Raw genomic sequence first — 24,430 nt, 5'->3', positions numbered from 1 at the left:
TACACGCTTGAGGAAAGAGAATTTTTTCGGATAATGTGTTAAAATTTAATTTCAAAATGAATCCAAATTATCACCATTAGAGGCAATAACATTTTTATACCATGCAAAACTTTTTTTTCTATAACGTTTTAGGGTTCCATTTCCATCATTATCCTTATCTACATAGATGAATCCATAACGCTTTTTCATTTCTGCTGTTGATGCACTTACTAAATCAATTGGTCCCCATGTAGTATAACCTAATAAATCGACTCCATCAGTGATGGCCTCTTTCATTTCTGTAATATGAAATTTCAAATAATTAATTCGATAATCATCATGTACTGTACCTTCTGTATTTAGTACATCTATTGCTCCAAAACCATTTTCAACAATGAATAGAGGTATTTGGTATCGATCATATAACAAATTCAAGGCTATGCGTAAACCTTTTGGATCAATTTCCCATCCCCAATTTGAGACCTTTAGGTATGGGTTTTTAACACCACCAACCTGTAAGTTACCGGCAGAAGTTTCATATTTATCAGGAGATGCAGATGCCGTACCGCTATTATAGTAGCTAAAACCTAGGTAATCTACTTTATGGGATGAGAGAATTTCCTCATCACCAGGTTCCATCGTGATTTGTATTTGATTTTCAGCGAAATATTTTTCAGTATATGACGGATAATATCCTCGAACTTGAACATCAGTAAAGAATACTGTTTCACGATCTAACATCATAGCTTTCCATACATCTTCAGGATTACAAGTATGTGGATAAGTTGGCGCATAGGCAAGCATGCAACCTATCTTACTATTCTTTATCGTTTCATGACCTGATTTTACAGCTAAAGCGCTTGCGATAAATTGATGATGAGCCGATTGATACTGTATATTTTGCTTATGATCCCCTTCTTTAAACTCGAGTCCCCCACCAGTAAAAGGAGCATGAATTACAAAATTAATTTCATTAAACGTCAACCAATATTTCACGTGTTTATAGCGTTCAAATAAAGTAGTGGCAAAATTTAAATAAAAATCAATAAGTTTACGATTTCGCCATCCTCCATATTTTCTCACTAAATTGAGAGGCATTTCATAATGAGATATTGTTACGATAGGCTCAATGTGGTATTTTTTCAATTCGGCAAATACTTGATCATAGAAAGCTAATCCTTCTATACTTGGTTGAGACTCATCACCATTTGGAAAAATTCGAGTCCATGCTATACTCATACGGAAGCATTTAAATCCCATTTCTGCAAAGAGAGCAATATCTTGTTTATAGTTATGATAATAGTCAATTGCAGTATGATAAGGGCAATCTCCATTTAGTAAGAAATTTGGTGGGCTAAAGACACCATTTGGTAGTACATCTGCTGTAGAAAGACCCTTTCCACCTTCTTTATGAGCCCCTTCAATTTGATTCGCTGCTGTTGCTCCACCCCATAAAAAATTTTCAGGAAACGGTTTAGTGAATGGTTTCATATTTAATACCCCCTATTTAACTATTGTTAATAAATTCGCATTAGTTGAGACGGATTGATTCGTCGTTTGAATAATATCTAGAAATTGATTGCTATTTGTCACAATAATAGGTGTCGTTGTTTCATATCCAGCTTCTTTAATTTTATCGATTTCAAATTGAATTAAAGATTGCCCCATCGACACTGAATCTCCTGTTTCTACAAGCTTAGTGTAATACTTTCCATCTAATTGAACTGTATCAATTCCTACATGAATTAAAATCTCGATTCCATCATCTGAGGTAATTCCCACTGCATGTCCAGTTGGAAACATAGTAGTCACAGTCCCGTTTACTGGGGAAATCACCTCACCCTTATTAGGATCAATAGCTATACCTTTACCCATTGCTTCGGATGAAAATACTTGATCGTTTACTTGTGATAATGGGATGACTTGTCCAGATAATGGGCTGTTAATTATTTGTTTGTTTAATACTTTTTTCGTGTTATTAGGATTCCTCAGCTGCTTAGGTTCCCCTTCCATCTTTCCCTTCTGTTTTGAAGGTTTATCTTCATATCCAAAGAAATAAGTAAGCAGTGTAGCTCCACCAACTGTAAGTAAGATCATGAAAAAGTAAGGTAACCATGGAGTGGTAGAACCACCTAGTGTAAAAATACTATGCAGCATAAACGCTTTCGCTTCGGCTTTAAATGACCCAATAAATGCGCCTCCGATAGCACCAACAATAATGACGTAAGCTAGGGTACGTTTATGAGTTAAAATTAAGCCATAAATAATTGGTTCTGTTACACCAGAAAGTAAACCTGTAATTGTAGTAGATCCTGCTAGAGATTTTAGTTTTTTGTCTTTCGTTTTCAGAAAAATTCCTAAAGCGATTCCCATTTGTGCAAATGTACTTGCTGCCCACATTGGATCTATTGGATCTCCACCATTCGTTAAGTTTTCGATACTCATTGGAATGAGTGCCCAATGAAGTCCAAAGACAACTAAAATAATCATTGTACCTCCAATCACTGCACCAGTCAGTAATCCACTGTGTTCGCTTAAAAAGTTAATACTAGAGGTAATCATTTTCCCTACATAAATTCCGAATGGCCCAAACACTAGTACTGTTAATGGAACTATAATAATCAATGAAATCATTGGAGAAAGAAATAATTGTAAATCTTTATGGATAACTTTTTTTAGGAACTTCTCCAATTGTGCATAAATAAGTACAGCAATAAAGGATGGAACGATACTTGAAGAATAATCCATTAATAGGACAGGAATTCCCAAGAATGAAGTTGTATCTCCATTGCTCATTAGACTAGTAAAATTCGGTTCTAATAATGAAGCTCCAATAATTCCACCCATATATCCATTAGCACCAAGTTTAATAGCAAGAGTAATACCAATCATAACAGGTAAAAAGTATAAAATAGCATTTCCTGCTGCTGCTAGGATTCCATACGTACCACTTCTTTCAGAAAGAACACCAAACATAACTAATACTGCTAATATCGCCTTTAACATCCCAGCTCCAGCAAGTGGTGCTAAGAGCGGTGTAAACGTACCAGAGATTAATTCGAAAATCATTGCTGTGAGCTTTACCTTTTCTTTTGGTTGATTATTTGATTGAACAGATCCACTATTAAAGTTTCCTACTTGAACTAAATCATTGTACACATCTGCAACATTTGAACCAATTACAATTTGAATTTGTCCTGTACTCTCAACAACACTAAGTATCCCTTCTAAATGTTCTAACTTTTCTTTGTCTAAAAGCTTTTTATTATTTAGTTGGAAGCGAAGACGCGTAGCGCAATGGACAACGCTTTTGACATTCTCCTTTCCTCCAATTCCTTGTATAATCTTTTTTGATAATTTTTCATATTTCATTCTACACACTCCTTTATTATTAAAAATTATTATATATATCAAGATATCCAGAATTTCCTTAGAGATTTGTACTCAAAATCTGAATCCCTTGGACACAAAAAAAGGAAATTGGAGAAACAAAAGGTTTCTTCTAAGAGAATTTCTTAATTTTTGATTAGATAAGGATCAATGCTATAAAATGTAGCATCAGAAATATAAAAAACCTGAGTTGAAACTATGTATATACATAAGCTTCAACTCAGGTTTTGCCTGCCAAACAGTCACAATCCTGTAAATTAATCATTTTGATTTAATTTTCTTTGAGTAACACGATTTATATGAATAACAAAATAAGTAATCTCATTTTTTGTAAGTTTTTGATTGTAGTTAGATTTTAAAAGTGCCATTATCTTCTTTGCACAACCGTAAGCTTCCGGATAACTTTCATTAACTTGTTGATATAATAATCTATCTTCTTCTACTATTTGTTCATTACGAGAGAGACGATAAGCAAAATACCTTAAATGTGTCACAAAACGATTATAGTTCAGAGATTTTTCATCTAATTTGATTCCAAAATGGTAGTTTACAATTTTTAAAATTTCTCCTACTATTTTTGTTACCATAATGGTTTCTTCCATTACTATATTATCTTGTTGTGCATTAATTACATGTAAGGCAATGGAACCAGCTTCTTCTTCTGGTAGTTCAAATCCAGTATGTTCTTTAATTATTGTAAGAGCTGTTAAACTAACATTATACTCTTCTGGATAAAACTTTTTTATTTCCCAAAATAAAGGATTCCTAATAATTTGACCTTGTTGAAATCGATTAATTGCGAAGTTAATATGATCAGTTAAGGTAAGATAAATATTATCACTAATTGAGTTAGAAATTTGTTTCTTTATATATTCCACAATTTGGGTAGTAAGCTCGAAGTGTTCCGTAGGAATCTCATTAATTAATTGTAATAATTTATTCGATACTTGACTTTCCTTCTCTAGCACAAATACTTTATCCACTATGGATTCATCAATATATTCACCTACTTTTTTTTGAAAAGCAATTCCTTTACCCATGACAATCATTTCTGTTCCAGCTCGGTTTACCAAAGCAACATTATTATTAAAAACTTTTTTTATGAGCATATATCATCACCTTATTAGGTTTTTAGATATTGATTGCTCAGCAGCAGCTACATACTTTAGAGTATAAAAAAACCTAAATTAATTAGAATCCAGTATTTCAAAATCTGGTTTCACCATAATTTAGGTTTTGCCTGCCGAACAGTCACAATCCATTTGAAGTTTTATACCCTGATTATAGCCAACTATGTTAGCGTTTTCAATAAGTTTTTATAATTACATATTATTTCCTGTTTTTTAACTGGTTTGACAGTACATGTTGACCATAAGGTTCGTAGCATAAATTGAATACGAATCATAGCTAGCAATACTTCACTATGCTTTGATTTGAACTACTCACCACTTCAAACAGTCCGCGAGGATCTTAAGTGGTGAGTAGTTCAAAGAACCTTACCCTTATTAAAAAACTTTACAATAAAACCTTAATTTGTAATAGCGTATATTTTCACTGTAAATTTGCTCGTTGCGCCACTTGGGTTTGCAATATAGTATTTAGAATTTGTATATGCTTCAGTCTTTGATCCATTCGAAATGTTTCCCCAACGAACAGAATCCGTCCCCAGAGAAACATCGATCATAACATTGAAGGAAATAGTAGAAGCATTATCTTTTTCTGTAGGCTCGATAACCCATTTTAACCCCTTTGTTCCTGTAGGTAAATTATTAATGCTAAAGTTTTGACTTGATCGATTTTTTTGTCCAGATAATGGCTTCGATTCAGAAGAAATTTGGGAAATTAATATTTCTTTTTCACTTGAGTCTATCCCATTTAATCTGATAATACTATCTATTAAACCTGGTCCAGGAAAATCAGCAGCAATAATACCAGAATGCTTAATACCACCTTGTTGTATGAAATCAGTTCCAAGTGTATTCATTCCCCCATAAAATACTTGTCCATTTATGTCTCGAGGGAAATCTCTCCATTCATTTGTTACATTTTTTTGAATCAGTTTTGGATTACTATTAGTATTTCTGCTCTCTTTTCCGCTTGCAACAAACCAAGGGTAACAATTATTCAATAATGCTGCTGCACCACCCGTGCCACTAAAATGGTTGAGATAGATCTTACCATTGTTAAAGTTATTATTTGCATTTAGAAGATGGGTTTTCACCGCATTCCATTTTTCATACATTCCGTCTGGTCCAGTGCCAACTTCAAACTTATCTTGGGTATTCAAAGATTCATAATTAATACCATATTCTTGAGATGCCGAGAAATTTTGTAATATTACAATTTTCCCTCGAACATCTCCTAACTTAGGATTATTTTTTTCTGAGGATGGTACAGAATTCGGATCCCAAAAATAGGAAGCATTACGGTCTTTATAATTTTTAAATATTTCCTCGAATGATAGCGAGCCACTTTCAGGATCAGTATCTTCCTTTAAACGCATTAAAATAGTTTCTTTAGGATTATCTCTTAGAAATTGAATTGTCTCTTTTAATACATCTTCAAACATTGCTTTTTGATTTACAATTCCATGGTGCATCGCAAAAGTATCTTTTACACGTTTAACACGCATGTCTACATAACGAATTCCTGCATTGAATTGTTGAGATAGGGTCATTGTTTGATTTCTTGTCAAATTTTCATCAATAAAACTTGCCCCATGTAAAGCCATTGAACCATGAGTCCCCGGGATAGATACTTCGCTTATTCTTTTTGTATCTTCTAGTTTTGACATCCATGTTGGATTTTGATAGCCTATATTGGATTCATAGGAATAACCTGGATGACTATCAGCAAATACTGTAGAAGTCGTACATAAACTTGCAAGTGTAAAACAAGTAAGGATTCCACTTTTTAAGATGTTTTTCATTTTTATTTTCTTCATTATATCTCTCCTAATTTTTAATAGATTCGTCTCATAAAATAAGGTACGTTTTTTTACAATATACATTGCTTCTTTTCCCAGAATAATGAGATTTTCTGCTTAAAAATATTTTTTGATAGCGGTCTGTTACTTGAAATTTTGAAGGGCCATAGCGGTTCATCCAACAACCATCAGATTCATGCATATACAAATTTCATAGAGCCGAACCATAGACATGTAAAGACACCATTCTTCATCATACTTCACGGATCTTAAAAAGAATCGAAGCCACTCATTTTTTATACAAACAAAACAGAAGTCTTAAACAAGACTCCTATTTTGTTACATATAATGATAGACAAGATGGTTAACAAATTAAGAAAATATAACAGGTGTGTTAATACATGGTTTATATTTATTTAAAAGCTTTTTATAACAAGGATACTTACGAAAAATGGGCTTCTGCAAAACTAAACAAAAACTTATTTCCCCTTCAATTTCTACTCATTAAAAGTTAAACTAACTACAGTGGCAATAGATTGTGCTGCTTGTTCCCAGCTTCCATCTATAACTTTTCCCATCTGTTGACCAAGTGAGTTTAAATCATTTGGATTAACTGGGATTCCATTATACGCAGCAAGAATTGATAAAAGCGGAGCCACAAATGGTGTAAAACCACCCCTATCAATATTAAATACAGGCTTATCTATCACCTTTCCATCTTGTACTGTAAACTCATAATAAAATTGATCATCTGGACGAAAACTTAAATGATGAGAAATTTGTCCCTTAACATATTTTTTACCGCCAGCTAAATTTACAACTTCAATTGGTTTTACATTAAATTCGTGCTCGAATACTTTGATTTTTTTGACTTCGGGACCATGTAAAGCAGCATTAACAGCTGTTTCCAAATTATTCTGTGCAAACGGTTGAATACTAATTTGTGACTCTTTTTGTTGAATAGGTGCTTCTTTTTCTGCAGCAAATACCGATGTAGTAGGTAATGCACCTGTAGCTAAAGTAGCTGCAAGCGCTGTTGTCATGATCATCTTACTCTTCATTTTCATAGTTTTCTTCCCCCTTTAAGTTATGATATATAACCTTTTAAATACTGACACCGTACATTGTATTTATCACAATATACACCAAAGATTATTATAAGAATACCGATAATTAATGTCAGAAAATTAAAATGAATTATATATGTATTTACAATAATATCTATCTACACATATTTTCTCAATTTTCAGATAAATAATTAGATAATAGCCTTTTATAAGATAGTTTATCATCTTAAATCTTTATATATACTCTATAAACATAGTAAAATCATATTGCTAATACTATAATTGAAGAAAAAAATCATATTAAAGTTAATAAATTAACACAAATTTTCATATTTATTTTTAGGTTCTGTTACAAACTTTCTTAACAGATAAAAGATGAGAGGGTTTACAAGGTGAGTATCTTAAATTCATAAGTTATTATCTAACTGCTGGTGTTCACCATCCAATGAAACCAGTAACTACATCAAAAAAAGTGCTCCTAGATTTATCTAGGAGCACTTTTTTAGGAAATACTCTTCTCTCCATGCTTACTAATCCTTTCATAACAGCCATGTTTGACAACTTGACGAATTTCTATTAATTCATTTTCTTGAATTTGGAGTATTTCTGAAACATCTACAACAATTGTATTTGTTAGAACATTTACCACATATCCAGTTAATTTTAAGGAAGGATTGTAACGATAAGGAAATTGGACATAATCCCCTGTTTTTACTGTAATTATTTTTTCCATATAAAAACCTCCCGAGTGTATTTTATATTTATAGTTCATTAGATCTGTTCCATATTCCTTCTCAATATATCCAGGTTACAATAAATGTATTAGTCTACAGACTACCCACATCCTCAATCGTATTCAAAGGAGAAAAAGACGTGTTAAATAGGATTACATTACAAGAACAAGTAGAGAAAAGAAAGCAAAGGTTCCTAATATTAGTAGAACAATACAGCTATACCCATTCTATTTTCCTAGCCCCTAGCTACGAATTGGTTAAATGAGTTTATAAACTCATTTGTTCCCATCATACCTAATAGATATATGCTTCATATGGTTCTCACATCTATCAAGCATACTCAACTATTACTTTTCTCTAGTAAAGTAATAGGGACATCTATGTCCCCATTGACTTCAAACTGAGTTCCCCTCCTTTTCAAATACTATTTCAATAATTGGGATTACAGTAATTTTATATAATTTTTTCATCTACTTTTTGTAGCAATGCTCCTATAAGAAATGCTACTTTGCTTCTTCATATTATTTTATAAAAAGTATTTTTCAGGCCAATTATTTTCATAAATTGAACCCCAATGATTTCACTATTTTGGATAAGTTTCTTCTATAGAAAAATTAAATTTGATATGAAAGATTGGAATACCTTCGCATTATATTTATTTTTTCATTATAATATTCAAGGGAAGTAGGCAAAATGCAACATAATAATTTATCAGACGGAGAGAGAATAATATATGTACCCAAAATTCATTGACAAAATAGCGCTTTCGAAAGCTCATAAAGATTTATTAATTAAACTGTATAATAAAGAAATTTCAAGAAGTGAGTATAATCGGTTGGTAGATACGTTTTATCGGCCACAACAGAAAGAAACTATGAAGTAAGTGTTTATGTAAAAATAAGGAATCGTATATAAAGTAAAACTACATCAAGAACACTTCAAAACCTATATTCCAAGTAACCATTAAAAAATAAAACTTTCAGGTACCATGGCGGATCGACAGAATCAAAGCGTTGCCAGATGTACAAAAAACAATTATGAGCGATGAAGAAATTCAAAATAATATCAACTTTTGCTGTTTTACCGCCTATATGATGTTATTAATTTTAAAAAAGAAGAAAATGATTACAAAATTTTAACTATTTCATTAAAATATAACGATAGTTTTAGTGCCCTATCACAAGCTGGCAAAATTAAATCCCACCTGAAATGAAAAAATACGCTATTCTTTCTGTAGAATCATAGGAAAGGATGGCGTTTTTTATGTCTGTTTCTGTGTCTGACGAATTACAACTATTTGCTCAAGAGATTCAAATTTTTTTATCTCCAAATACCTTACGGGATCTTGCTAGAGATGTTGGTTTTGTACAACGAACTAGTAAATACCAAGCAAAAAATTTAGTAGCTTTATGTGTATGGGTGAGCCAAAATGTAGCTATGACTTCTTTAACTCAGTTATCTAGCTGTTTAGAAGCATCAACAGCAGTACTTATCAGTCCTGAAGGACTGATTCAACGATTTAATAAGGCGGCCGTCCAACTTTTACAACACCTACTAGCCGAACTACTAAGCAAAAAATTGGTCGCATCTATGCCGATTTCTTCTCCATACACTTCTGTTTTCAAGCGTATTCGTATTTTAGATTCAACTGCATTTCAACTTCCCGATGTATTTTCATCGGTTTATCCAGGTGCAGGAGGATGCAGCCATACAGCTGGGATAAAAATTCAACTTGAGTATGATTTGTTAAGTGGACAGTTCCTACATATTCATACAGGTCCAGGTAAACAACATGATCGCACTTACGGCTCTCTGTGTGCCCCAACTGTGACAGCGAATGATTTATGTATCCGAGATTTAGGCTATTTTCATTTAAAAGATCTTCAATATATACAAGATAAAGAAGCCTACTATATCTCTCGTATCAAGTCGAATACACGTATTTATCAAAAAAATCCTAACCCTGATTATTTTCAAGATGGAAGGATTAAGAAAGGTACAGAGTATATAAAGATAGATATGGAGACGTTAATGAACTCTCTTCAACCAGGACAAACATGTGAAATAGCTGATGCTTATGTAGGAATGATTGATAAATTGCCAACTCGTGTAATTGTTCATCGATTAACAAAACAACAGCAACAAAAACGATTACAAGATCAAGCTGTAAGAGAAAAAAAGAAAGGAATGAAGTATTCTCCTCGTAGTAAATGACTCAGTGGTATCAATGTATATATGACAAACACCCCAAATCAATAAGTCATGAGCTAACGAGCTCATGACTTTTTATATGCTATATCACAAATAATCTGGGAACACTTTACAGCCCTTTTCTTGCTCCATATCATGTCCAAAGAAAATAATCGGATTTTCTTTCCTAACAACATCTTTTAAACGTTTTATTGAAGATAAAGCTAAATCCGAATCAAATCCAGCAAACGGTACTTCATCTTCAAAGTTTTCTTTCGTATATGATGCATCAATAGTTAGCAACACTGGACCTGATTTTTCCGTCTCAATTAATAATGACTGATGCCCTGGCGTATGTCCCGGTGTATATATTAATTGCACACCTGGCACTACTTCATAATCCCCTTCAATGATTTTATAGTTTAAATTCGGCAATATACATTCTTTCAAATATTCCTCTCTGTGGAGTGCTACCTCATATTCAGCACGCTGTACAATAATTGGTGTATTTGTAAAAACGCCATTTCCTCCTGCATGATCAAAATGCAAGTGAGAACTAATGATATAAAGAAGATCTTCTGGCTCATATCCGGCACGCTTTAAAATATTTGCGATCCTATCGTTCTCATTCATTTTAGGTAAAACTTGTCCTTCAACAAATGTACCTTTAAAAAGATTCTCATTATTAAGAGCACTTTCTGGCATACCTGTATCTACTAAAATAAGTCCCTCTTCTGTCTCCAAAAGATAACACCAAACAGGTAAGTTTAGTAGTTTACCCGGTGTAAGTGTACTATTAACTGAAGAATGATCCAACATACAACGACCTGCTGGGAGGAAATAAAGCTTCTTTACTGTCATTATGTATCCACCTTTACAAATAATTTAGGATAAAACAATACACTATAATATTTCGCTTATTAGAAATAAACTCCTTCTCACCTCTCATTATTTCAACCATTATTTTTTCAATTGTTCACAACTTTTCATTACAAATTCAGTGATATTGGAAAGCCTATGCAGGAATTCAGTCCGCCTTTAGGCATAGGATAAAAGTGTCAACTTTCCGTAGAAAAGTTAACGTCAAGTAACTCCAAAATATACAATAAAGGTTGATTTTAGAGTTACTTTTCCACATTGGAATATCTTGTCTTATTCCCCTTTTTCGGTGGATGGGCAAAAACACCCTAATTCTAGAAATTCATCAGTTTCCATAAAACCAAACTTCTTATACACTGGTCTACCCATTTTTGAAGCCCCAAGCCATATTTGTGAGATACCTGAAATCTTAACTTCATCAACTAATTTAGTTAACAGCTTTGTTGCGATTCCTTGCCCACGATAATTTTCATTAGTATACATATTTGTGATATAAGCCTTTTTTCCAGTCTTATTGGTGTAACAAGGTGGAAATTCATAAAAAATTACTGCACCACAAGCTATAGTTTCTTCATTATCTTCCACTAGCCATTGAATTAAAGTACCTTCACTTAGTTTATTTTTAAAGAAAGCATATAGTTCTCTACCAATATCTATATTAGGTTCTATCCCCTCATCAACTAATTGCTTTTTTCTTAACTCGACCAATTTATCAATATCATCGATATTTGCTTTGCGATATTTCAACTTTTTACAACTCCTTTATAAAATTACAACTGACCAGCCCCATAGCATAATTAATTCTCATCATTTTACCATTGATTCTTATTAAACTAAACTGCCATTAAGTTATTTGGGGTATTTGCTCTTCTTTGCTTGATAGCCATATGTGTACTACCACGAATAGAACGATACCTTTTATATATTTTGCTTCGTAATATTAACCCCATATTCCCTATAAAAATCTAAAATTACAGATGCATTCATACCCAAATCTAATAAATTTTCCGGAAAGTAAATTTTAGAATTCGGAACCACAATATCAGATGTTTGTAAAATGTTCTCTGCTTGGACAGCTGCTCCTAAAGCAGTAAGATGTGTCTGTCCTAACGGATCTGATATATTCACACATCGTCTATGCAATACACCAGTAGCATCATAACCTTTAAGGTGAATAACTATGTTATGTGCACTTCCCCTTCCGGGTTTATAGAGAATATTTTTCCGTAAATCGGTAAATTTTTCTCCGCTAATCATTTTCCAAATCCCTGTATTCACCAGAGAAACCAGTCCATATGTAGATATTTTACTATCAAAAGCAATACGAAAGTTAGCCGAAACAGCATGAATTGATTCTGGCAGGGTTACGTGATCAGGAGTATCCAAACGATAACATTTGGTTATATAACCATTGGGAAAGCGGACTTTGATTGGATCAGTCATTGGATAAGCCTGTCGTATTCCCTCTCGAGCTTTGACTTCAAATGGAATCGTTAACCGGTCCATATATGCTGTTGAATTTGGTCCTGCTTTGTCTTGAAGAGAATATAGTGCGTTGATATCAACCGTAACCTCTTGAAGATCTTTTGAATACATTTTAGCAAAAAGGGCTGCTGTCCCTCCCATCCACCCTGAAGCTAATACAACAGGGGATTGGACCTCAACATTTTTTAATCGATCAATAGAACTCTTAAAACGTTCAGTCCAACGAGTAATGTCAACCAATGGAATTTTTTTTCGAACTGCAGATAGAAGTAGTCTATCTTGCGGGTCATTAACCGCATTAACAACTAATGTGAAATTATCATCCAAATTTCTTAAAGGATCATCTGTTGTGTTGTCTACAGTGACTATTTTTACTCTCTCTGATTCAAAAGGTAACGCTTTCCCTAAGGTTCTTCCTCCTAATCTAATTTCCAAATCAGGATGTCGATCATGTAAAATTTGAGCAATTTGACTACCAACAACACCATACCCACCAACAATTAATACTGTTTTTTTATTCATCTGAAACCTCCATTTTAATTAGTATGAGATTATAAGTTTAAATGATTAAAAGCTTAAACCTTTTAACGTAATGTCACTAAAAAAAGGGACAAAAAGTGTCCCTAAACTATAAATGAGTACCTAATTCTTACATTCATCTTCAACTAAAGAAACAAGTTCTTTTAAAAGATTTATTGTTTCATTAAATTCAAGACAATAATACATTTCAGTGCCTTTTTTCTGAACTCGAAGTAACCCTGATTGTTTCAATATTTTCAAATGATGAGATACAGTAGGTCTTGACATGGGAATATGCTCCGCAATTTGCGTCACATTCAAGCTATCTTTATCAATTAAAAGCGATATAATTTGCTGACGAGTTGGATCTCCCAACCCTTGGAAACATGGTCTTAAATTTTCTAAAATATGCATTACTTTATCATTACAGTTCATTTCGCTAACATTACCTTCCGTTTAAGAATTTAATCATTTGAACGTATTATAAATTACATTGCTATCTAATGCAATAAAGAAGTAGCACCAACTTTAATTATAAATATTGAAAGTTTCATAAACAGCCATTTTCAATTTTCCAGATTTGTAAGAATGTCAGTTCTTTTTTCTGTAACAATTGCCAAATTCATTCCAGCTACAACCAAGACAAACCCACGAAATTTACGAAGCTTATATCGGATTGTATCAAAAGCTTCCAACTCAAGTGATCCTGCTTCGCCTGTTTATCTTCCTACAGAAAAACGGGCGAAAGTGCCACTGTTATGAGAAAAAGAAAGTCTTTAATATTTTAGATGTTGTCTATAATTGTACTAAGTGTCACAAGAAAACAGGATAGCAATAAATAAAATGGCCTAACTTCTCATAAATGACTGTTGTAGTGATATAAAATTTTCGTTATGGGGGTAATTTAAAATATTAACTTGATAGCTATGTGGCGGGACCCCATCACCATCAAGTTAATTAATTTATTGCTCCATAAAATTTTCTTTATGGAGTTACTTTGAAATCCTAGGTCGATGGGCATTTGTTTTTCTTAGCTTGATAGCGGTGTGGTAGGATCCCTTGTTAATCAGCCTGATTACAAGAAGTATCTAATGTCTGAGCAACACCTTTCCCTCCTCTTCCCCTTCTAGTTTTACTCCCTGGAACAGAATAATTAACACTATCCCCCACTTCAGCTACTGCATATCCTTTTTTTTGTAGCTTCTTTAATATGGATTTTATAGCTTTTCATCATTTACACTCTCCATTTAATTCATTTCTAATTAAGCTGCCTTTTTATTAGGAAGTAAAACCCTGGGATCATCTTTGCATGTAATCGTAGGGGATATCCCCATAGGATTACACATCTCTCCACCCCTTCTCCAACCACTAGAATTAATATTTCCTTTTATTTAAATACGATTTTGTCCAATTTTTCTTCTGATAGGAAATACTTTTCTTGTACATTTTTTTCGAGAATGTCTAATAATAGCATCCTTTAACGAATTCCCCGAAAGAATTCTCCTTCCTCAAGCGTGTGAAGGGCGTAGCCCAACGGTAGGTGGGAGATGAATTTCGGTTTGGCATAGCCAAAAACTTTTGATAAACTAGCTATATGAAGTTCTTTGATAACTTGATATATGAGGTTGCAGGAAGAAAATAGAGTGCGAAAAACAAGCCATTCGGTTCCTGCGTAAAATATCAACCGTACCAAAAGAGCGTCCAAGCGTTGGACATCTAGGGATGGAAAACCCCGAAGTAACGCTCAGGGAGACGAAAGGTTGCTTTCATCGTGGAACTGAGAAACTCCCACTTCAAGCCTTGCTAAGTGGCGAGTAGTTCACAGGAATAACTTATTGCCACACAACAGTTCCCTAGTCTATCCTTCAATTCAGATGTTCTTTTCCTTTTTAGTATAAAAATACCCCTTTAGATAACCACCTAAAGGGATAGAGCATCGTATCTTTTTTATAAACATCGCGACTTTATTTTAAAGCCATAGTTAACTCTGCCTTCTTGTTATAATCTACTTTTGCGAATTCTCGATCACTATATCCTTTTAAAGACCAAGCAAATTGATTTCCGTCTAATAGTTCATTAATAGGTTCTGTTGAATTGGAATCCCCTTGAACAGTTTTAATTAATAAATCTATGCATCTATAAGTCAATGGAGCCTTATCTTTTAGCTCTTGCTTAGATGATTCGCTAAAATAATAATATGTAAAACATTCCGCAAAATATTCTTCCTTATTTTCGTAATATTTATCCGGGAAAATTTTCTGTCTCTCTTGACTGAAAGGAACATCAAACAAATCAGTATGACTTATATTAAAAAAAACCACTCGATCAATTGCATGCGCTATTTCATGAAGTTCTAAATTAATGGAACCATGCCCCTTTCCTCTTTCACTAAAACCTATTCTAGCCATTACAGGTTTTCCACCAATATCAGATCCCACACCTGGTACATCATCCCAGGTCAATTGTTTTCCTTCGGCATTGGTTTGCCCTTCCCATCCTCGTGGAATTAATCCTTTTAGGTCCCTGTATTCGTCAGACTCAGTGATAGGATAATTAACAAGTTTTACATATGTTCCGTCTGCCACTAATTTATCAAGTATGCCGCTTTTTATTTTTTTTATTCTATCAACCATATGTTGTGCCTCTTGATATTCTTCCACATTATTTCCTCTTATATCAATATGAATAAGCCTTTCATTTTTAGTCTGTTGTTCTTTTATAAACTCAAGGTTGTTTAAAGTTTCGGCTGCAAGGGGATGGTTTGTAAGGGAAATAGACAGAATAAATATCAATAATATCAAAATTGTATTTTTTTTCATATAAATCCTCCCGTTATATGATTTTTAATAACCCTTTGATTAAATAGGGATATTTCAAAAACAAAATTGATAGTGATTGAAGAAATAAGCATTCCTTTTAAAAGCCTCATTTCATGATTCCAATAATTCTGGGTTAATTTTATTTTCCATACTGGCTTGCCTTTTTATATTGTATGTATTGAAGGTCTTTTAAATGAAAACAACCTAAATCTCGGATACATAAATCCTTTGCTGTTACAGTTGGGACACACAGAGAGCCGTAAGTGCGATCATGTTGTTTACCTGGACCTGTATGAATATGTAGGAACTGTCCACCTGGATAAACCGATGAAAATACATCTGGGAGTTGAAATGCAGTTGAATCTAAAATACGAGTTTGCTTGAAAACAGAAGTGTATGGAGAAGAAATCGGCATAGATGCGGCCAATTTTTTGCTTAGTAGTTCGGCTAGTAGGGGGTGTAAAAGTAGGACGGCCGCCTTATTAAACCGTTGATTCAGTCCCTCAGGACTTGATGAGTGCTTCGATTGATGCGACTTACTTTAAAAACGGACTCAAATTCATTTAGTGAATAATTACCATCCTCCCATTCTTTCAATATGTTAAATTTATCCTCCGCAGAGTAAACTTTTTTAGACATTAACAAAACTCTCCTTCAAGCAAACAGATTTTTATTTTTTATCTGTCTACCTAAAGGAGAGCATATCAGTTTAGAAAGAATAACGTTTTCTTGGTACTTAGGGGTATTGTTGATGGGCATGTATGGTGCTCCTATCAGTATATCCAAGTTTGATAAACCATTTTTATATGTTTCAAAGTTTTTACATCAGAACCCATATTAGTTTAGCTTTTTTTTGCACCTATAACTTGGACATCATCAAATAATACATTAGATGTTCCATTTGACGTTAGAATCCCAACATGAGTGTTTGTTAAATCCCTACTTGTATTGAACTACCCCCACTTTCACTTCGTTTAGAAGTGGGGGATTCCTAAGTAAAGAGTTCTATCGAACTCTAATTTATTAGGCTATCTCCGCAGTCCTTGCGGTTAGAAGTCTTATCGCTTCATTCTTTAGATTGATACTTGCGTTAATATCCCTATCATGATGTGTACTACAAGAAGGGCATTCCCATTTACGTAGGTTTAGATTTTTAACGTCTTTGTTTTGATATCCACAACAAGAACATAATTGGCTTGAAGCAAATGTTTTCGATACGACAATGACTTGTTTGCCGTACCATTTTGCTTTATATTCCAACATGGTTCGAAACTGTGACCATGATACCTCACTAATTGCTTTTGCTAACTTATGATTTTTTAACATATTCGATACTTGCAAATCTTCTATACCGATAACATCGTGGTTTTTGATGATTTCAGTTGAGATTTTGTCCAAATAATCTTTTCTAGAATTCATTATATATTCATGAATTCTAGCTACCTTAATTCTTTGTTTATTCCAGCGAGAAGATCCTTTCATTCTTCTAGAAAGAACACGCTGTACTTTTGCCAACTTCTCTTCTAACGATCGAAAAAACTTCGGGTTTTTATAGGTTGTTCCATCTGACAAAATCGCGAAGTCTTTTAGCCCTACATCCATTCCAATGTAAGAAAGTGTTTTCGGGAGTTCTTGCACTTCTGTTTCCACTAACAATGACACAAAGTATCTACCAGAAGGGTTCCTTCTAACCGTAGCATTTAAAATACGTCTCTTTACTTCACGACTTTTGGCAAATCGAACAAGACCTAGTTTTGGCAATTTCATTTTGTTGCCTACAACGGCAATGTTTTCATTTGTTTGTTTTGTGGTATAAGATTGTACGTTGTTCTTCTTAGATTTGAAACACGGGGAGCTGTTTTGTTTTTTGAAAAAGCGTGTATAAGCATCCGCAAGGTTGCGAACGGACGACTGAATCGCAATACTATCCACTTCTTTTAGCCAAACAAACTCTTTCTTCATGGCAGGGAGTTTGGCAGAGCATGTACCATATGTCAAACCTTTTCCTGTTTCCTTGTATGCATTATCCCATAGAGATAGGAAATGATTGAATACAAAACGAGAACAACCAATCGTTTTATTGATTAGAGTTGCTTGTGCTTTATTTGGATATATACGAAATTTATATGCTTTATTGATAATCATAAGTTTCACCTCCATTTCAATATATATCTATTATACATCGAACGTACATTCGATATACAGTAAAATGATCATGACAATTTGTCAAGTAACACTTTACTACCTGTCGAACAATTAAGAGGGCTCTTGCCATCCCTTGTCCGAAGCCAATTCATCTCCCACCTACTCACTAGGCTGTGGCCCTTCACGTTCCTTGAGGAAGGAGTCTTCTTGGCTAAAATGATAAAGTTTGATTCAAAACATATTAATAAGTTGTTTGTATTAAAAGAGACCCTTCATACTTTGAAAAAAGATTGATTAAAAATAGAATTACTCTTGTGAACTAATACACAATTTTTATAAAAAAGTTTGATTGAAATTCATCATAAATCCTGCTACAACAACATTTCTTTTAAAATGTATTCTTTAAAACGGTTAAACTTTTTTCAAAACGGTACGACTTTATTTCAAATCCACACTTAGAAATTGTTTTTTAATTTTCAACACCTTATATACCGTCTTAGTGCTTGTATTTTAAAAATAGACTATAAAAAATGCACCTCTAATTGTCAATTATGTGACTAACAATTAGGGTGCATTTTTTGATCAAATTAGTTAGTTTTTTCAAAACCTATAACTTTGATTAGAGAAAAGATGAATTGTGTTGATATAAACTTTTTTACACTCAAAATGATGAGTCAATTTCAAAACAAACTGGTACGAAGCCTATATAGGCTTCGTATTAAAACCATCTTATTATAAGATTAAATAGGCTTTGGTACAAAATTTAGATTTAAGTTGATTGCTCTATATAAAAATACAGCCATTTCTGCTCTTGAAACATTCGCTCCTGAATTGAAATTTTCATTTCCTGTACCACTTGCAATCCCATTGCTATATAAAGCTTTTACATATTCATTCGCCCAATGATCTTTCATATCATTGAATTCATAATTAGCTTTGATTTTCAAGTTAAATGCTTTTGTTAACACTACTGCAATTTCAGCCCTTGTCGCAGTGTTTTTTGGATTAAATGTCTTTTCCCCATTTACTGAAAAAATACCGCTCTTCGTTAAGGACAAAATTTCTTTTTTAAATGGGCTATCATTTATATCTGTAAAAGGATTATCACTTGTATCCAGCAGTGATAAAGATTTATATAAGACGGCTGCTAATTGTTCACGTGTAAGATTAACATTTGCACCAAAGTAACCATTCCCATATCCATTTATAATTTTATTTCCTGCCATATATGATATTTGGTCATACCCCCAATGACTTTCTGGAACATCTAAAAATACATTAGGAACTTTAATGCCATTTTCATTAAAATAATACCATTTATTATCTACGTCTTTCCAATCTGTAACCATAGTACCATTTTCGTTAAAATAATATACTTGTCCCTTAATAGTTTGTAAGCCTGTTTGCATAACACCATCTTCATTAAAGTAGTATTTGTATCCATTAATAGATTGTAGGCCTTTAACCAGAGGGCCCTCTTTATCACGATAATACCAGTTTCCATCTTTTTGAAACCATTTAACCCAAGGATATTTCTCACTAACTTCTTTTATATTAAAATATTATATTTTTAAAAACAAATAACATCCAGGCTAACTAAAAAAGATAGATATAAGTTAATATACTGCTTTTTCGTTTTTATATAATTCTAGTTTTTCTATTAGTCCAAACATTTCATATTGTTACCACATACAATATAAAATGTTTGGATTGTATTATATTAATCAACACTTAAAGTTAGGAGGGCTTAATATGGCAGAATGCACAGGTTTAGCTTGTTTTTTATTCTCTTCGTGGCCAACAGGAACTGTTGTTACAATTACCACTAAATCAGGACAAATTATTGGACCTGCTACTTTTTCATTGTTCTTTCCGACTATTTGTGCGGTTGTATTAGTTGAAGAAGATGTGATAACCCCCTCTTCTACCAATACCATATTCATAAGTTGTGAAGATATAGAAAGTGTTACTTTAACCACCCCTTAAGATGCTTCAGGTGGTTAAAGTTCAATCCATAGTTAAGACATTCTAATGAATGTCTTAACTATGGATAATCTAATCAAAATGCTCCAAAATGTATTATTCCATTGTATCTATCATTTCAATAAGTTGCTTTAAACTGAATTTTTCCCCTTCTAAAGGTTACTTGTCTACACATCCCTCTACATACTTTCATATGATATAGTATATTGTTTAAAGGAGGGATAAATTTGTTCTTATGTAATTTATTTCGTTGTTCAGGTGGAGTATGTAGTATTTTTAAAAATTTACAACCAGGCGAAGTCGTTACTGTGACTGGTAAATCTGGAAATATTATTGGACCTGCTATTTTTACAAATTTTAACCCTAATACTTGTATCGTCACATTAGAAGAGGAAAATTCAGTTACTCCTCCTACTACAAGTATTACTAAGATCAGTTGTAAAGAAATAGAAAGTGTTACATTTATCTCATAATATATTTTAAACCTAAAGCAGGGATTGAAATATGAAACTCTTATACATTACTTCTGGTTACTCAAAAATCTATCAATATCTAGATCAAAGCATACAGAGAACACTTATCGATCAAAATTTCGAATGGTTAGCAGTACAGCCGAGTGAATTAATAGAGCAATTGGATTTCATTACAACAACGTTTCATCCTGATATTGTTTTCACCTTATTAGGTAATCATCTACCACAAAAAGCAATTCAATATTTTAAAAAAAGGAACATTAAATTAGCTGTCTGGTTAACAGAGGACCCTTTTTATATAGATACCTCTCTTCTTCTATTAAATAACTTTGATTTTATATTTACTATTGATAGTGAAGCACTTAAATATTATTCAGGTTTAGGATATACCAATGTATACCACTTACCATTAGCAACTAATATAGATGTATTTAAGCCTGGTCTAAGAAATTCGAAATATAAAAGTGAAATATTGTTCATTGGATATCCTTATCCAACCCGAGTAAAATTGATGCAGTTTCTTTTGGAAAAAACCCCTTATCACTATACTGTTATTGGTCAACACTGGAGAAATAAGTTAATTAAAAAATGGAAAAATCACCGAAGAATTAAAATTATAGAAGAATGGATTCCACCTCAAGAAGTTGCACTCTATTATAATAACGCTAGTCTTATATTAAACCCTCATCGTAGTCATCTATTTTCACAGAATAAAAATAAAAATAAAGTAAAAAATAATACCATTAATAATCGTACGTTTGATATTGCAGCTTGCCAAGGCTTTCAAATTATTGAAGAAAAATCTGACCTTTCATCTTTCTTCAATAAAGATGAAATTATATCCTATAATAGCTTTGAGGACTGTTTAAATAAAGTATCTTTTCATTTGAATGATACGATTTCGAAGAGATTAATGGTCGAAAAAATTCATACAAAAGTTATTACACAGCATACTTTTCATGAGAGAATCCATTTTATTACGACTATTTTACAATCACAACTTCATTAGGTTATTAAATTAAAAATATCTTTTCTTCTATAATCATTCTGAATAAATTAAAATGCCTTTTCATTAAATTGAAAAGGCATTTTAATTTATTCAACGAATTCCTAGTAGTATCTAATTGTACCCTATCAAATAAGATCCCACGAAACAGGCGTTCCTTTTTCAATGTCCTTATTCGCTTTCTTTCCGATAATTTTGGATAGGTGTTTTGGTAATAAGCCATTACCTGGTCTAATAGCTTTAATATTTTCTATCGTGAAAGCCTCTCCCGCCTTTATGTTTTCTACAACATATAATGACCTTCTAAATTTTAAAGAATCTTTTTCTAAATCAGTAGGGCCATAATATACTTTCCCCAAAGATTCCCATGCTTTTTCAGTTTCGCTTACTAATAATTTAAATTCAGCAGGTTCCATTGAAAAATCAGCGTCAACTCCTCCATCCGATCTCGAAAGCGTTAAATGTTTCTCAATTACTGTGGCTCCCAAGGCGACACTCGCTACAGATACTCCTACCCCAAGTGTATGATCAGACAAACCTACTTCACATTTAAATAACTCCTTCATATGAGGTATCGTAGCTATATTTGTAGATTTCGGAGATGCAGGATACGTACTTGTACATTTTAATAGAATTAATTCTTTACATCCCTCTTCTCTCGCAGCTCTTACTGTTTCATCTAATTCAGCAATAGAAGCCATACCTGTCGAAATGATTATTGGTTTTCCTGTCGTTGCTACTTTACGTATGAGGGGAATATCAGTATTTTCAAAAGATGCGATTTTATAACAAGAAACATTCAATGATTCTAGAAAATCTACAGCAGTTTCATCAAATGGAGTACTAAATGGTATCATTCCTAATTCTATACAGCGATCAAAAATGGGTTTATGCCACTCCCATGGTGTATATGCTTCTTTATATAAATGATAAAGTGTTTTACCTTTCCATAAGCTTTTCGTATCCTGAATTAAAAAATCACCATTTTCTATATTTAAAGTCATTGTATCTGGTGTATATGTTTGAATTTTAAATCCTTGTGCTCCAGCCTCTGCTGCTGCCTCTACAATTTGCAAGGCTCTATCTAATGATTGATTATGATTCCCTGACATTTCTGCAATAATAAATGGTGGCGAGCTATTGCCAATCTCTCTACCCCCGATATATAAATTACTCATATTTTTCACCTTCAATTTCTGTTTTTATAGCTTCTTTCCTTTCCATCCATTGTTCATAAAAAAGGGTCATTGTAATAACGTCGATAAATTCATTATCCCTGAAAATATGGTTCACATATCTTCCATCTTCCTGGAAGCCGAGTTTCTGATGAAAGTTTAAACTAATATGATTTGATTCTAATATTTCTGCACATACTTTTTGTATGCCATTTGTTTCAAAAATATAGTCTAATGCTACTATACCTAATACAGTTCCAGCACGCCTTACACTCTGTTTATCTCCTATATAAAATCCCCAATTACAAGTTCGATCTGTTTTATTTATTTTCGTAAAATTAACAAATCCAATTGGCTTTTCTTTATATATTAGTAATCTTGCAATCATTGTTTCATCATATTTTAGTTTTTCAAACCATTTATAGTGTTCATCTATTGTTATTTTATGATCTTCGTACATAACAGAACGAATTTCTTCTGTATTCCTCCACTTTAAAATAAGATTTAAATCTTTCTTTTCTATACATTTCAAATGGAATTTTTCAATATTTAACATACTATCCTCCTAAAATAATTTTTGTTATTTCATCCGAATTACTGGCACACTTTATGGCAAGAGCTTTATTAGACATTTCTCTCACTTTATCTGAATCTGTTAAAAGTTTGTTTAGACATTTCGTGATGGTTTCATCTGAAACACTTTCAGCTGTACCGATATTCCATGTAGCTCCGGCCTCCGCCACAGCTTTGGTTACTTCTATTTGATTTTGTGCAGTTGTAATTGTTATAGAAGGTAATCCAAGAAAACAGCGCTCCCATGTTGTTGTGCCCCCAGCTCCTATCCCTAAATCCGCTCGTATCATAAACTCTTCAATATTCTCTATTTGACAATAAAATGAAGCGTTTGAAATGCTCTTGCAATAATTTTGAATATCTTTCTTATGAGGATTTTGGCTTCCTACCACTACATCTATTTTTAGAGTATCACTATTAATATTTTGTATAGCTCTTAACGTTTTTAATGTCTCATTCGTTACATCGTGCCCACCAAAAAATATAAAAATATGTTCAACCGCACCCGTTCTTTTTCGTAAAAATTTCTTAGCAGAATGGAACTCTGGCCGTAATATGGCATATTTAGGTCCTAATTTTATTAAAGAGTGCTCTGGTATTAATTCTTTATAGCGTTCATTAAGACTTTCGTATAGATTTTGATCTAATAACAATTCACAATCATGTACTCGATCTGCAAGATCGTCAATTACCATAATCTTTTTTACAGTTTTTTTTAAAACAGTCTCCCACTTTTTATCTAACCCATAATGATCAACTATTAACCAATCAAATTGGGGGAGTTGAGACAAAATGTCATTGGTTTGTTGTGCATCAACAAACCAATGACATTTTAGCCAATTCAAATAACTCCCATATACTGTACTTGAGAATTCAGTATTTTCATCATTTGTATCTAATAAAAATACGTGGAATCCTTTACTTAAAATATATCGCTGAAGATCACCTTGTAGCTTACGACAAATGAAATAAATTTGAGCACCTTTATTCTGTAACTCCTGAGCCAATGTTAAACAACGCATAATATGACCCGTCCCTATTTCAATAGATGCATCAGCACGAAAGACAATTTTTTTCTCAAGCAAGT

General features: G+C 32.9%; 18 protein-coding genes and 4 pseudogenes. 4 read left to right on the top strand and 18 right to left on the bottom strand.

The window, feature by feature from the left end; genetic code table 11:
• Window positions 1-51 precede the first annotated feature (51 nt).
• From ABH960_RS16410 to ABH960_RS16385, 6 genes are all read right to left on the bottom strand, one after another.
• A complete protein-coding gene (locus ABH960_RS16410; RefSeq protein ID WP_404446684.1) occupies window positions 52-1,470 on the bottom strand; it encodes a 6-phospho-beta-glucosidase in 1,419 nt (472 codons plus the stop codon).
• A 12-nt stretch (window positions 1,471-1,482) separates the two neighbouring features.
• Window positions 1,483-3,351 carry a beta-glucoside-specific PTS transporter subunit IIABC gene (locus ABH960_RS16405; protein WP_404446681.1) on the bottom strand — a complete coding sequence of 623 codons (1,869 nt, stop codon included), beginning with the start codon at window positions 3,349-3,351 and terminating at the stop codon, window positions 1,483-1,485.
• Between the two features lie 275 nt (window positions 3,352-3,626).
• A complete protein-coding gene (gene licT / locus ABH960_RS16400; protein WP_404446678.1) occupies window positions 3,627-4,478 on the bottom strand; it encodes a BglG family transcription antiterminator LicT in 852 nt (283 codons plus the stop codon).
• A gap of 419 nt (window positions 4,479-4,897) precedes the next feature.
• Window positions 4,898-6,313 (bottom strand): phosphatidylinositol-specific phospholipase C, encoded by a 1,416-nt coding sequence (locus ABH960_RS16395; protein WP_404446675.1) that lies wholly within the window; start codon window positions 6,311-6,313, stop codon window positions 4,898-4,900.
• 479 nt (window positions 6,314-6,792) lie between these two features.
• On the bottom strand, window positions 6,793-7,362 hold the full coding sequence (locus ABH960_RS16390; RefSeq protein ID WP_002069635.1) for a hypothetical protein: 570 nt from the start codon (window positions 7,360-7,362) through the stop codon (window positions 6,793-6,795).
• Between the two features lie 502 nt (window positions 7,363-7,864).
• Window positions 7,865-8,095: a DUF2187 domain-containing protein gene (locus tag ABH960_RS16385; protein ID WP_404446672.1), complete on the bottom strand. Its 231-nt coding sequence runs from the start codon at window positions 8,093-8,095 to the stop codon at window positions 7,865-7,867.
• Window positions 8,096-9,359: 1,264 nt separating this feature from the next.
• On the opposite strand from ABH960_RS16385, the pseudogene ABH960_RS16380 reads away from it, so the two are divergent.
• A pseudogene (locus tag ABH960_RS16380) lies at window positions 9,360-10,307 on the top strand (IS4 family transposase); the annotation flags it as partial.
• A gap of 87 nt (window positions 10,308-10,394) precedes the next feature.
• On the opposite strand, the gene aiiA reads toward ABH960_RS16380, so the two are convergent.
• From aiiA to ABH960_RS16330, 9 genes and pseudogenes are all read right to left on the bottom strand, one after another.
• Window positions 10,395-11,147, bottom strand: a complete 753-nt coding sequence (gene aiiA, locus ABH960_RS16375; RefSeq protein WP_003193532.1) for a quorum-quenching N-acyl homoserine lactonase AiiA — start codon at window positions 11,145-11,147, stop codon at window positions 10,395-10,397.
• Window positions 11,148-11,438: 291 nt separating this feature from the next.
• The gene (locus tag ABH960_RS16370; protein WP_003193530.1) at window positions 11,439-11,912 is read right to left on the bottom strand and encodes a GNAT family N-acetyltransferase; all 474 of its coding nucleotides are present in this window, start codon (window positions 11,910-11,912) and stop codon (window positions 11,439-11,441) included.
• 171 nt (window positions 11,913-12,083) lie between these two features.
• On the bottom strand, window positions 12,084-13,172 hold the full coding sequence (locus ABH960_RS16365; RefSeq protein ID WP_404446667.1) for a saccharopine dehydrogenase NADP-binding domain-containing protein: 1,089 nt from the start codon (window positions 13,170-13,172) through the stop codon (window positions 12,084-12,086).
• A 120-nt stretch (window positions 13,173-13,292) separates the two neighbouring features.
• The gene (locus tag ABH960_RS16360; RefSeq protein WP_404446665.1) at window positions 13,293-13,604 is read right to left on the bottom strand and encodes an ArsR/SmtB family transcription factor; all 312 of its coding nucleotides are present in this window, start codon (window positions 13,602-13,604) and stop codon (window positions 13,293-13,295) included.
• 633 nt (window positions 13,605-14,237) lie between these two features.
• Window positions 14,238-14,400: pseudogene (locus ABH960_RS16350) on the bottom strand (DNA cytosine methyltransferase); the annotation flags it as partial.
• A 754-nt stretch (window positions 14,401-15,154) separates the two neighbouring features.
• Window positions 15,155-15,988: pseudogene (locus ABH960_RS16345) on the bottom strand (anthrax toxin lethal factor-related metalloendopeptidase); the annotation flags it as partial.
• Window positions 15,989-16,145: 157 nt separating this feature from the next.
• Window positions 16,146-16,499, bottom strand: a pseudogene (locus ABH960_RS16340) (IS4 family transposase); the annotation flags it as partial.
• A gap of 512 nt (window positions 16,500-17,011) precedes the next feature.
• Complete coding sequence (tnpB, locus tag ABH960_RS16335; RefSeq protein ID WP_404446662.1) at window positions 17,012-18,133, bottom strand: IS200/IS605 family element RNA-guided endonuclease TnpB; 1,122 nt, start codon at window positions 18,131-18,133, stop codon at window positions 17,012-17,014.
• Between the two features lie 740 nt (window positions 18,134-18,873).
• A complete protein-coding gene (locus ABH960_RS16330; RefSeq protein ID WP_404446775.1) occupies window positions 18,874-19,686 on the bottom strand; it encodes an S-layer homology domain-containing protein in 813 nt (270 codons plus the stop codon).
• A 199-nt stretch (window positions 19,687-19,885) separates the two neighbouring features.
• On the opposite strand from ABH960_RS16330, the gene ABH960_RS16325 reads away from it, so the two are divergent.
• The 3 genes from ABH960_RS16325 to ABH960_RS16315 all read left to right on the top strand — a co-directional run bounded on the left by ABH960_RS16325 (window position 19,886) and on the right by ABH960_RS16315 (window position 21,598).
• Window positions 19,886-20,119, top strand: coding sequence for a hypothetical protein (locus ABH960_RS16325; RefSeq protein ID WP_002016601.1), 234 nt, complete (start codon window positions 19,886-19,888; stop codon window positions 20,117-20,119).
• Window positions 20,120-20,343: 224 nt separating this feature from the next.
• Window positions 20,344-20,589 (top strand): hypothetical protein, encoded by a 246-nt coding sequence (locus ABH960_RS16320; protein ID WP_002169373.1) that lies wholly within the window; start codon window positions 20,344-20,346, stop codon window positions 20,587-20,589.
• Window positions 20,590-20,620: 31 nt separating this feature from the next.
• Window positions 20,621-21,598: a CgeB family protein gene (locus ABH960_RS16315; RefSeq protein WP_404446658.1), complete on the top strand. Its 978-nt coding sequence runs from the start codon at window positions 20,621-20,623 to the stop codon at window positions 21,596-21,598.
• A 125-nt stretch (window positions 21,599-21,723) separates the two neighbouring features.
• Here ABH960_RS16315 and pseI read toward each other — a convergent pair whose 3' ends face one another.
• The 3 genes from pseI to pseG are packed head-to-tail and all read right to left on the bottom strand — an operon-like array spanning window position 21,724 to window position 24,428.
• Window positions 21,724-22,773 (bottom strand): pseudaminic acid synthase, encoded by a 1,050-nt coding sequence (gene pseI, locus ABH960_RS16310; protein ID WP_002169371.1) that lies wholly within the window; start codon window positions 22,771-22,773, stop codon window positions 21,724-21,726.
• Window positions 22,766-23,326, bottom strand: coding sequence for a UDP-4-amino-4,6-dideoxy-N-acetyl-beta-L-altrosamine N-acetyltransferase (gene pseH / locus ABH960_RS16305; RefSeq protein WP_016093948.1), 561 nt, complete (start codon window positions 23,324-23,326; stop codon window positions 22,766-22,768). The genes pseI and pseH overlap by 8 nt, the downstream gene beginning before the upstream one ends.
• Window position 23,327: 1 nt before the next feature.
• Window positions 23,328-24,428 (bottom strand): UDP-2,4-diacetamido-2,4,6-trideoxy-beta-L-altropyranose hydrolase, encoded by a 1,101-nt coding sequence (gene pseG, locus ABH960_RS16300; RefSeq protein WP_219375431.1) that lies wholly within the window; start codon window positions 24,426-24,428, stop codon window positions 23,328-23,330.
• Window positions 24,429-24,430: the final 2 nt, after the last annotated feature.

Source organism: Bacillus sp. RC252 (genome assembly GCF_044909215.1).
Classification (GTDB): domain Bacteria; phylum Bacillota; class Bacilli; order Bacillales; family Bacillaceae_G; genus Bacillus_A; species Bacillus_A mycoides.
This window is presented reverse-complemented; position numbering and strand designations above follow the sequence as displayed.